Annotated in this window: 8 protein-coding genes; 6 read left to right on the top strand and 2 right to left on the bottom strand. The window is 42.0% G+C overall.

The window, feature by feature from the left end:
• From B9J87_RS03570 to B9J87_RS03545, 6 genes are all read left to right on the top strand, one after another.
• Positions 1-1,406: Mu transposase C-terminal domain-containing protein (locus B9J87_RS03570; protein WP_094149366.1), on the top strand; the 1,406-nt coding region annotated here is incomplete at its 5' end.
• The gene (locus B9J87_RS03565) at positions 1,403-3,040 is read left to right on the top strand and encodes an AAA family ATPase (protein ID WP_094149365.1); all 1,638 of its coding nucleotides are present in this window, start codon (positions 1,403-1,405) and stop codon (positions 3,038-3,040) included. The genes B9J87_RS03570 and B9J87_RS03565, both read left to right, overlap by 4 nt.
• Positions 3,041-4,585, top strand: coding sequence for a TnsD family Tn7-like transposition protein (locus B9J87_RS03560; RefSeq protein ID WP_094149364.1), 1,545 nt, complete (start codon positions 3,041-3,043; stop codon positions 4,583-4,585). It abuts the gene before it with no gap.
• A complete protein-coding gene (locus tag B9J87_RS03555) occupies positions 4,543-6,144 on the top strand; it encodes a Tn7-like element transposition protein TnsE (RefSeq protein ID WP_094149363.1) in 1,602 nt (533 codons plus the stop codon). Before B9J87_RS03560 ends, B9J87_RS03555 begins: the two co-directional genes overlap by 43 nt.
• Before the next feature lie 141 nt (positions 6,145-6,285).
• Complete coding sequence (locus tag B9J87_RS03550) at positions 6,286-6,675, top strand: hypothetical protein (protein ID WP_253910846.1); 390 nt, start codon at positions 6,286-6,288, stop codon at positions 6,673-6,675.
• Positions 6,672-7,940 carry a DUF6575 domain-containing protein gene (locus B9J87_RS03545; RefSeq protein ID WP_094149362.1) on the top strand — a complete coding sequence of 423 codons (1,269 nt, stop codon included), beginning with the start codon at positions 6,672-6,674 and terminating at the stop codon, positions 7,938-7,940. Before B9J87_RS03550 ends, B9J87_RS03545 begins: the two co-directional genes overlap by 4 nt.
• On the opposite strand, the gene B9J87_RS03540 is transcribed toward B9J87_RS03545, so the two are convergent.
• A complete protein-coding gene (locus tag B9J87_RS03540) occupies positions 7,924-8,634 on the bottom strand; it encodes a DNA-methyltransferase (RefSeq protein ID WP_094149361.1) in 711 nt (236 codons plus the stop codon). The genes B9J87_RS03545 and B9J87_RS03540 overlap by 17 nt on opposite strands.
• Before the next feature lie 616 nt (positions 8,635-9,250).
• Positions 9,251-11,002, bottom strand: a complete 1,752-nt coding sequence (locus tag B9J87_RS03535; protein WP_094149360.1) for a lysophospholipid acyltransferase family protein — start codon at positions 11,000-11,002, stop codon at positions 9,251-9,253.
• Positions 11,003-11,237 lie beyond the last annotated feature (235 nt).

The following is an 11,237-nucleotide window of genomic DNA, read 5'->3' as shown; positions in this document are numbered from 1 at the left end:
AGCGTGAATATACCCAGGTAGAAAAAATCAAAAGCCGGGCAAGTCAAAATTCCTATAATAAAGATATTCGACCTTTGACCGGAACGGCGACTATGCACGCTTTGGGGCCGGGCTCCCGTTTTGAAATTGACGCGACCATCGCCGATATTTACGTGGTTTCCGATGTGAACCGAGGCTGGATTGTTGGACGACCGGTTGTTTATATCGTGATCGACGTATTCAGCCGCCTGATAGTTGGATGTTACATCGGTTTTGAAAATCCCTCTTATGTAGCCGCTATGCAGGCTTTACAAGTTGCCATGACCGATAAAGTTGAGCTATGTCGTCAATATAGGATAGAGATCGAATCTCAAGATTGGCCTGCTATCGGATTTCCAGATGCTATTTTGGCAGACCGAGGTGAATTGCTTGGCTATCAGATAGAAAATCTCGAAAAAAGCTTCTCGGTGCGAATTGAAAATACACCTCCGTTTCGAGGCGACGCCAAGGGTATTGTTGAGCGCAATTTCAAGACGCTGCAAGCTGACTTTACTCCATTTGCTCCTGGTGTAGTGACGGGTACCACCGTTAAAAAACGGGGTGGTAAGGATTATCGTCTTGATGCCAAGTTATCTATTTCTGATTTTAAAGAGATTATCCTGTCCTCAATTCTTTATCACAATCTGTACCATGTGATGAAGACCTACGACAGATCTGCCGATATGCCGGTTGATTTGCCTTCTGTGCCATTAGAACTTTGGAACTGGGGGATTCAACACCGAACTGGCCGTTTGCGTTCAGCTCCTGAAGAAGCAGTAAGATTAAGTTTACTTCCCAGAGCAGATGCAACGGTCTCTGATTTGGGGATATGCATTTTTGGTATCTACTACACCTGCCAAGAGGCGATTGTCGAAGGTTGGATGCATCGAGCCCAAGAAGTGACTCGCCCGCAAAAAGTTTTGGTGGCATATGATCCTGACCTTGCCGATGAAATTTATCTGTTTCCTAATCGAAACAGTGCCGAGCATTGGGTTTGCAAACTTTCCGGGCGATCCAGGGAGTTTGTTAATTGCACTTTCTGGGAAGTGTGGCAGCGACAAGAGCAGAAAAAATTCACTCATGCTGAAAGTAAAGTCAGGGCTGATAAGCACAAACGAAAGCATGAGCAGCGAGTGATTGATAAAATCAGACAAGCAGAGAAATTAAGTCCGGATACCTCAAGTATCCCGAATACTGAACGCATCGGTGATATTCGGTCGAACCGAAAGGCTGAGCTACAAAATGAACGAGACAGCAGAAAACCGAAAATACGAACAGATGTAAAAGACACGGCAGATATCATTCCTTTACGTGGTGTTCCAGAGGAAGATTATGACTACCCGAGTTATGTCGATGAGTTATTCGATGATGAGGATGATAGCGAATGAGTTTGCCAAGTGAATATGTCACTGCCATTTATCAGGATACCGGCAATCCCTCCTACAACGGGAATCCGTTTATCGAGGCGTTGCCGCCCATCATGGAAATTAAGCAGTTAAAAGAAGGATTGGAAGGCAAAGTTACTTTCTCGTTAAATAACCTGCAAGACAAACCAAGACAGCGGGCGCACATGGTTGCTGCGTTGCTTCATGATTTCTTTCAGCCTTTATCTCAGCATGTATTACTGGAAGAACGTATCTCAATCATGATGCGGCGTGGTTACGTTGGTCGAAACCTATTGGATGGATCACTTAATAAGCACCTGCAAAATGGTTACCAGAGAGTAATGAGTGGTGATCTACAGAGTTATAAATTCCGAAATGTGTCAACGACAGCGCTCTGTCTGTCTCTTATCGGATGTTCCGGTAGTGGTAAAAGTTCAACCCTTGAGCGCATTCTTGCTACCTACCCTCAGGTTATTTATCACGAACAACATAACTTTTTTCAACTCAGTTATCTGAAAATCGAGTGCCCGAATAATGGATCGCAACAAAGTTTGTGCCTGAATTTTTTCCGTGAGGTGGATAAGCGGCTAGGTACTAATTATGAAAATACGCATGGCCGCAAACGTCACGGGGTGCCAACGTTACTGGCTCTCATGAGTCAGGTTGCGAATGAACGTGCAATTGGTGTCCTGGTTATTGATGAAATTCAACGCTTGAAAGTTCGCAAGGCGGTTGGACGAGAGCAAATGTTGGAGTTTTTCGTCGAACTGGTTAACACCGTCGGTATTCCGGTGATATTGGTTGGTACGCCGAAAGCTCGCCCTTTGTTTGAAGTCGAATTACAGTCAGCAAGGCGAACCACCGGCATTGGTTCTGTTTATTGGCAACCCATGCCGCAGTATCCGGAAAATCCGAATGCCAAAAGTGAATGGGTTGCTTTTACGAATAAGCTTTGGAAATACCAGTGGCTAAATCGGCGTGATGAAGTACTGACGGATGAAATCAGAGATTGTTGGTATGAGCTATCTCAAGGTGTTTTGGATATCGTGGTTAAGTTGTTTGTCCTGGCTCAGCTACGAGCCATAGCGTCTAAACTGGAGCGTATCACGGTTAACGTTTTACGCTCTGTTTACGACGATGAACTTAAACCGGTACACCCTATGCTGAATGCTATTCGCCGGGGTAACCCAACCTTGATCGCCAAATACTCCGATCTCCGAGTAGAGGATATCGACAAGCGACTGCTTAGCCTTCACCAAAAAATCAATCAGATCCCAGATGAGCCGGAATTACCTTTCAGTAATAACGAACAAGCGATGCGGCTATACAAGCTACTCGTACAAACCGATTGCCAGTCTGAAATTCTCATTCCGTTAGTTGAAAAAATTTTCCGTGAACAGCCCAAACTGACGATGCGCGAAATGATGCCGGTCGTACTTGATTGGTATGACGAAAGTAAGCAGTTTGTCGATCAGCAACCGAAAGCACCAAAAGCGACCGTAGTTAAACGCGCCGACTGGTCTAGCCTTGAAACTGGCGATTTGCGATTTGTGTATTCACAACTGACCAAGAAAGAAGATATGTATAGTGCGCTCAAGGCCAATAAATTTATCTTGGATTTGAAAAAGGTCAGTTAAATGCTCGGTTTCCCCGTTCCGTATCCAAATGAGTTGATTTACAGCTTGGTTGCCAGGGCTGGGGTTCATAGCGGAGCTATATCGCCTAAGCAGCTATTGGATGAGGTTTATGGAGACCGGAAGGTTATCGCTACGGTTGACCTACCGAGTCATCTGGCTCAAATTTCCGGGCAATATCCATTGGCTTTAAATATTACGACGTCTTCACTGATATACCAACACACGCTTTTCCCTATTTATGCCCCTTTTATTGAAGAAAGAAAAAGACTGGCCAGCATGTGCTGGATGGCAAATCAATCCAAAGGGCTAATACACTTGGTTTTCGGAATTGCCGCTTCAATTGTCAAGCAACCGAAGCTACTCAGATATTGTCCTCAGTGTTTTGAAGAGCAATTAGATCAATATGGTGAGCGGTATTGGATGCGTGGCTGGCAAGTGTCTGGGGCTACGTGGTGTTCAAAGCACTCAACCCCTTTGTGTGAATTTTCTATTCAGCCACATTACGAACATCGCCATGAATTTTATGCGGCAGACACAACAGTGGATGACAGACCAATACGGCATCATAAAAGGGAAGCTTTACGCATCAGCCATGTTGTCGAACAACTTCTGCAAGTGGAACCACAAAAATCGCCCACTTTTTATCAATGGAGTTGCTATTACCATGATTTGGTTGTGCTAGCCGGTTGTAACAGAGGTTCCAATGTAAAACATGATGAAGTTCGGGAGCGTATCCATTCGTACTGGAGTAGAGATTGGTTGGCGGATAACCAACTCACACTGATGAAGCGAGATACTTGCTGGTCCAGAACTATTTTACGAAAGCACCGAAAATCCTTCAGTTTTATGCAGCACCTGATCATTCAGTCGAGTTTACTAGACCGAGATATTTCACCATCTGACATTTTGACTAACGTAAAGCGTTACCCGCAAAAGCAAAGAAATGTCCATCCAGTGGTTTTGCCGAAGCAGATTAATAGAGACAAAAGAACTCAATGGCTGAAGCTGTTGAAAGAGTGCGGGTGTAAACACGCTCGACTACATGGATCGCAAGGTTTGTACATGTGGTTGTACCGGCATGATTACGAATGGCTGATGAAAATTAACCGACGCTATGAGCATCCGGTCATATATGAAGATAGGCGAGTCGATTGGCCTAAGCGAGATCGTACGCTCGTTCGTCGATTATTTCAGTTGCAACGGGAGTGTGAGCAAGATGATTTTTGTCCCCGTATGACGAGTACTTTTTTGCTGTCAAAACTAAAGCTAGGTGCAATGCCAGAGAGGAAATTTCGGCACTTACCTTTAACTAAGCAGTTTCTTGCCAAGTATTCGGAATCGGTCGCTCAATACCAAATTCGGCGATTGGAAAATCAGTACATCTCACTCTATTTACAAAATATTCAAACTGAACGGTGGCGTTTGCTACGAGGCTCTGGGTTGAGTGAAGAGCGCTTAACTCCACTGGCTCGATGTTTTTTAACAGGAATAACGGAAGGTATATGGGCGATTACAGATTTAAGCACATCCCAGAAGATGCGTTAGTGTTGGGCGTAGGTTCTCTGTTTAAGAAAAATAGTAACGTGTTTTGGGGAATTAACCTTAGCTTTTCAAAAAAGTTTGATCGCCCATCAATACCCATCGCTGGTGTTCCATTGATTCGACGCTACAAATCATTAAGTGCCAATCAGTCTAATCAGTTAAAAGGAAGACAGTTAACTTTTACCATTAGGGATGCTCAGCAGTGGGGCAGAAAGCGTTTAAGGGACTGCCCGGCTTTTCATTCAATGGGGAATGGGCACAATTCTGAACAGTGGTGCTTTGAATTTGATGTGCCCGATGGCCCAACTGTTTTCCTGCCTCAGCTTGAATTAGCACGTGTTCTTTTTCTGCATGATAACTATATGTCCAGAATCTGTTTGGAACACGGAAAGCTGTCATCAGACTTCAATATCACCAATATAAACGGGCATTGGCAGATTGATGTGATGCCAAGTTCTAGCTATCCGATTGCCGCTTTTAATGATGAACGTTCACGACGATTCTTAAGTTGGATATTGATGGATTCTGAGGCTCGAACTTCATTTGAAAGTATTCACCAGACAATGATGAGAGAGCACACATCCAGTGGGCAGTATAAATTTTGGGATTTCTCTTTTACACCCCCTTGCTTAAATAGAACAAAACTAGAAGTGTCAGGGTGGCACGATTGGAACAGTGACAGCTTTTTTGTCTGGGAAATTAGAAGGGTGGAAGACTTGCCATCGAGTATGCCCGATGAACTAGATTTCTATCACCCTGATTTCAAAAGGCAGGTAACAGGTCAAGGTGGCGGAGCTAATTCAGGTAGCCCTAAGCGTCCGGAAGAGCACGAACTTGATGATGAGGAAGAGGCTGACCCTGATAAAAAACGTGTTGTTTTAGATACAGAATCAGTTGGCTTGTCATTTCGTAAGCCATTCAAGACTAATCGAGTAACTAATAAAACTCGGAAGACTAATAGCGGTAAGCCCGATGATAGTGAACCTAATGAACAACTTCCCAATAAGTTATCTCCGAATGGTGATAATGTTACAGGCACAATTGCCGGTGCTGATTATGACGTTTTGAGTGACGAAAGTGATGATGCTCATCTGTATGCAAGTAAATTTGAGATTTTCTCTCAGGTTATTGATCGTTTGGAAACTAATCACGGATGTCAAACGTACCGCTATCCGCTAAGAAAATTGCCTAAATTGGCACGCTGTACCAAACACATGATGGCGGATGATGCTAATCCGAGATGTATGGCTGTCATCAAAGTTACTTATCATGGGCAGGTGTATCATTTTGTTGAGGTTGATACCTCTGATGCGAAGAATTCGATATCGACCATGGTATTAAAGTTAAAAGATAACGTAGCGTTGCTTGAGCAAATCGCTGAGTTAGAAGTTCGACTGCTCAAGAAGTCGCTTGCTTGGCCGCGTGATTATATTTCTCTAATTTGTGGAGATGGTAACTTCAAGGGAATCTCACATCCTCCATGTAAACACAAAGGCTGTGTAGACCCTGCGGATATTGATAAATGGGCCGGATGGTTTATGGGGTGGTTGGATCAACAGTAAATCAACACCATCTCATTGGAATTTTAGTAGTTATTTGAAGTAACTCATTATTAAAACAATATCTATGTCAAATCGATTGAGTATGCAACTTGTGTTGTTTAAACTATGCTCAAACTTCAATATGCAGTATGACTAGATATTATGGATGATAGAAAGTGGCCTCAGGACTATCCAGCAGACATTCTCGTACCGCCCAACGGTGCTGTCGAGATAGATGCTAATTTATATAGATTAGTGTATAAAGATACTCCAGACGCTGATGACTTTTTAGCTAGTTATAAAGATCCTAAGCAGCGTCATTTGGCAAAAAAACCTGCTATCAAGAAAAAGCCTGGCTTCTATGGGACATCGTTTTTCGATACCCACGATAGTATTAAGGACTTGGTAGATGGCAACCCTGAAAGATTTTCAGGGCAGCTAATAGCTACTGGTCTGGTTAAGCCTGAGCATGGTAAAGGTGAGTCAAGAGGTCACCATGTCTCAATGTGGTTTTACGAAGGGGTATATCCTAAAGGTTTTAAAGTGGTATGAGTGCTAAAGATGATTTGCTGTTTTTAACAAGCAGTAGATGTGGTTCGTTATATTATCATAATGTATATAGCTATTATGATGAGCCCCTGATTTTTACAGCATTAAATGAATACGATCAGTTATTTTTTTGCTACAGCTTAGGCTGTGACGAACAGCATGATCGTTGGATTGTCGTGCCTGCTTCTCAAGAAAAAGTTAACCGACTTGAACAAAAAGATATACCAATCGTTCATATGCTCAAGCCGTCGGCATCAGCAAAAGTTCTTTTGATAAAGATTGATTTAGATACTGGGATTGTATCTGAAGATTTTGTAATAGCCAAAAAACTCCCATATAAAATGCCTCAAGATAATGTTTTTATTAGGGAAAATATCAATTACGATGGTAAGAGAAAACACTCTCATCGTATTAGAATTGCCAAAAAATCGCATAAAGACATCATTTCCGAAACCTTGAACCAAGTTTCTGAAGTTTTTGGAGAGTTTTGCCGCCATTATCTAAAAAAACATGAGATATCAGTTTCTTTCTATCCAAGAGATGCAGTTGAAGGTTCTTTTGTCTATCGAGTTAAAACAACAACAAAAGATGAAAATGACTTTAGAACTAAAGGCTACGCACTGCTTTCTAAGGTGTCGTCTCATGAGGATTTTTTGTCTAGTTTAGAAGCTCAAGAAATTGATTTAAGGATAGTTCGGAAACTCTTCGATTTGATTGGCTCTAACGATATTGAAATTCAGTTAATAGACGAAGATTCTACTCAAACAATATTGGGTCTAGAGTCTAATTATGTTGAACAACTTCTTCCAGATATCAATGATAAACTAGGTTCCTATCTGGATAGCACAATGGTACCTCAAGCAGATAATTTGGATAGAATTAAATTGTATCTAAGCATTGTTGATAGGAGTCGCGTAGTTACCGCGAAGGAGTTAGGGGTTGATCCGAGACAGGTAAGTTATTATAGAGATGCATGTAAATTACTGTCCTTGGTTCATGATTATTCGTCGTTAACTCCGTTAGGGATGAAAGTTGCTGTATCAGAAAATAATGAAGAATGGGTGAAGATAATTCAGCGGCAATTTGAAGAATCTGATTGTGGACACATATGGATGCTCAAACAGGGTGTTAACTCTATGCTTGATATTCAAGAGGATTCCGCTACAGAGTTTCTGATCGAAAACTGCAACGGTTTAAGTGATAACACAAGTCGTCGCAGAGCTCAGACCTTGAAATCTTGGGTTCGGAAATTCAAAGAGTTTGCCTAATACCGTTTATTCTAGCCTTTGTTAATTGTACTGCTTCAATATTTAAATCGTTGCCTTTGAAGTTGCGATTTAGTAGTTCAGAGGCTTGACCAACAAATCCTGAACCACAAAATGGATCAATTACTACGTCATGTTCGTTTGAACTCTGCTCTATTAAAATCTTAGCCAAGTTTACTGGTTTCTCTGTCGGATATCCTTTCCAGACTCTTTTCTCTACAAGGATATCTGGAATAGATAAATTATTTAGTTTACGTTTCCCTTTCTCAAAAAAAAGAATGAATTCATATCTTGCTCTATAATGATATCCCATACCAATTGATACTTTGTCCCACACTATAGGCTTCCAAAATTTAAACCCCTGGCTTTCGGCAATAGGTTTTATAACAAACATAGTTTCTTGATCACAGAACAAATAAAAATGGCTGTTTTTTTTCATTATGCGATATATTTCAGAGATAAGTTCTTCAAATCTTTTATTTGGAAAAATTTCAAACCATTGATTGCTCGAAGATTTACTGTTCTTAAGGCGAGTTGTAGTTCCAATCTTTCTATGCTTCTCGAGAGATTCATATGGAGGGTCTGTGATTACAAGATCCACAGAATTTGATTCAATGGTTTTTAACCATGTTATGGCATCTAAGTTAGATACATCTAGTTCTTTAAAGTTATTTTGTTCAGGCTTTTGATGTGTCATCTTTGCTACTTACATGGATTTTTATACAGTGAATTATGACATCTATTGTAGATAAAATCACCTCGATTCTAGGCTAATTCCAGCAAGTCTGTAGGTTATGGAATACATTGATTTAGATGTATGGTTTCTAGTATGAAACTTTATTACATTGAATTTTGAGATTGATAGATGAGGTAGTGAATTTAGTATGATACTTTATTTTTTATCCTAAGATTTGGCCCCTTGTGTTCTGGGGATTAAGAGGGGTTTTAGTATGATACTTTATTCCTCTCCTACACATATTGTCGGAAGACGATAAAGTTTGATCGTTTTTCTTTGCTCAAACACTTGGCCGAGGTGATGTAAACAAGCGACTCGGCACAAACCCGCTTCTGCCACTTAATGCTTTTAAAGTAGATGCTCATAACGCTTTTGTTCCTCCCCCTTTTAGGGGGAGGAAATCAGTTTTGTGAGCGTTGGGAGTAAGCCATTTTTAATTTGAAAGCGCCCCTGATAGTGCTATCCAACATGCGAAACTCAGCTCTGTTTTCTTCAAAAGGAGTGCTATGTTGGGGGAGTGTGTTATAGGGATATCTCCCCTTAAAAAGAGGAGGTATAAACAACCCGAACAACAGAGTTAAAGCGTATGATGGGTGAAGTATTCGTATGCTTCCTTAGTGCCCATGTAGCGGCTTAAGCTGCGCACCGGAACGTTGCGTAAATCGACCACAATCAAGCCATCTAACGAATCATTAAAATCAGGGTCTACGTTAAAACTGACTAACTTGCCATTTAAACCGAGGTATTGACGCAGTAGCACCGGTACGCTTTTCCCTTCATCCAACCGGGCAATCACTTTTGAAAGCAGCTGTAAATCAGCCAATGCACTCAGCAAACTGGCATTCCAAGGAGCTTGTTGCTTGGGGAGTGGGTTACTTGCCTCTACCAAATGGGCGTGTTGGTTATTGTAGTAGTGCTGCGTCATTGTGTCGGCTAATAAACGGCGCGCACTTTCACTGTAATCATTGCTGATACTTACGGGGCCAAATAGGTGCGTATAGTGCGGGTTTCGGTGCACATAGGTTGCGATTCCCTTCCAAAGCAGCAATAGCGGAGCCATACTTTTTTGATACTCGATGTCGACGACTGAACGCCCCATTTCAATTGCATTACCTATGGTATTGAGAAAACGTTGGTCATACTGAAACAGCGTTCGTGAGTACAAACCTGCAATACCACTTCTGGGCACAATGCGATCAACTAATCCTAAACGATAAGCTCCGACCAATTTCTGCGCTGCGCGATCCCAAATGAATAGATGCAGGTAGTTGCGATCGTATTGATCGATATCGAGCGCGGTGCCAGTGCCTTCACCTACCAGCCTGAAATTGTGCTCTCGCACTCGTCCTATTTCGTGCAGTAACGAGGGGATGTTTTCTGCGCTGGTACAATACACATCGAATTCGTTATGCCTTAATAGATGATCAGAAAAAGAAAGCTGCTCAATATCGTGTAACAAAGCGCTTAGGGGGAGCCGCTGCGCAATGGGTTGTAACGGCTCATCATTGGTTTTATTGCGCTTGGTTGGGCTGATGTGACTTAAAAGGTAGGTGTTGAGCCTTAAATAGCTGACCAGCGTCTCATCACACAGATGTTGGATTTCTTTATGATTGATCGCATCGCCAATGGCGATTTCGATACGTTGATGCTTTTTATTGAGCAGTTCACGGCCCAACATTAACGTTCTTAGTAGCGGGTGGATTTTTCCTGCCATGTAAAAGCGTTTCGAATTTTGCCCGTTGATGAACACAGGTAATGCCGTTGCTTGATGCTTTTGTATCAGTCGGCTGACTGAACGGCTCCACTGTTTGTCTTCCAGTCTCTGAGTTTTACTATCAACCAGTTGTGACACTTCACCTGCTGGAAACATCAATAGTAGCCCACCTTGAGCAAGGTGTTTATTGGCGGCTCTCAAGGCTTGCATATTCGCTTTTTGCGCTGCTTTGCCTTCAAAAACATCTACACCAATAAACAGCGAATCTAACTCTGGTACGGTTTTTAAATAGTGATTGGCCAATATCTGCACGTCAGAGCGAATTGAAAGCAGCATCTCAGCCAGAATAACGCCTTCCACACAACCAAGTGGGTGATTTGCAACAACGACTGTCGCGCCTTGAGTGGGAACTTGAGCTAATGATCCTTTCACCACTTGGTAGTCAATACCCAATACCTCTAACGTAAAACGCAAAAATGTTGCGGTATCACAATGGGGTGGGCGTTGTGCATAAAACTTATCTAAACGAGTTAGGCCTGTAGCCCACTCAGTGAAGTGTTCACCTAGTCCAAACGGCGTTTTTTTCGGTAATTTAAAAGGGCTTATCGTGAGCATAGCAACCTCGCATTTTATGCTTTGTGCTTATGCTAAAGAGGGAAGATGACAATCTGGCTGCGCTTAAGTGAGTAATTGATGGCTGTTTTTTTACAGTTTAATGAAATCCGTCTCAAACTGGAGATAAATTAGAATCTTGGATGCAACAATGATTTTTTAGTAAAACTAAATAATTTATTGCTCACAAAATGAAGCAAATTTGTGTTGATGCGACATTTTTGGTGTTAGCTTGTAA

It is taken from the genome of Vibrio sp. V19_P1S1T109 (genome assembly GCF_002241375.1).
Classification (GTDB): domain Bacteria; phylum Pseudomonadota; class Gammaproteobacteria; order Enterobacterales; family Vibrionaceae; genus Vibrio; species Vibrio anguillarum.
The sequence above is the reverse complement of the archived record's forward strand: the minus strand, read 5'-3'. Positions and strand labels throughout refer to the sequence as shown.